The 536-nt window shown below is 59.9% G+C and carries 1 protein-coding gene; it reads right to left on the minus strand.

The window, feature by feature from the left end; translation table 11 throughout:
- On the minus strand, positions 1–354 hold a 354-nt coding region (locus tag H3Z84_RS07950; protein ID WP_199457092.1), incomplete at its 3' end, for a helix-turn-helix domain-containing protein.
- Positions 355–536: the final 182 nt, after the last annotated feature.

Raw genomic sequence — 536 nt, forward strand, 5'->3', positions numbered from 1 at the left:
CCAGCTGTACTGGTAGCCATCCGGATTGGCTTCCCGGTACTCCTGCCAGAGCAGGAACAGGGTGACGTTCTTGCCCCGGAGTTCATCGTGGATTCGCTTCCAATCCGGAATGCCTCGGGCCTGTGCCGGCAGATCCGGTGGTGGCGGGAACAGCCGTTGCTCCAGCTGGGCTTCACTCAGATCCTCTGGCAGCGGCCAGCCAAGCTCCGCCTCAGCAGCACGCCGCAGATACTCGCTCACAGTGGGGCGACTGATGCCGCAGGCTGCGGCAACCTGCCGGTTACTCAGCCCTCGCTCCCACTTGAGGCGAAGGACTTCTTTGATTTTACGCATGGATAACCTCTTCGCTGGCATCTGACCCTCTCCCGATGAAAAGGAGCAGAGTACCGTTAGTTATCCCGCGCCGGACGTTTTGATGGGGAAATCAGGCAGCCTGCCAAGGTGGCAGCTTTGCCGTGGAATCAGTGGCAGCTTTCGCGTGGAATGGGTGGCAGGCTTCGTCTGGAATCAGTGGCAACCTTGGTCTGGAATACGCA

It is taken from the genome of Marinobacter sp. bablab_jr003, from assembly GCF_016464245.1.
GTDB lineage: Bacteria > Pseudomonadota > Gammaproteobacteria > Pseudomonadales > Oleiphilaceae > Marinobacter > Marinobacter vinifirmus.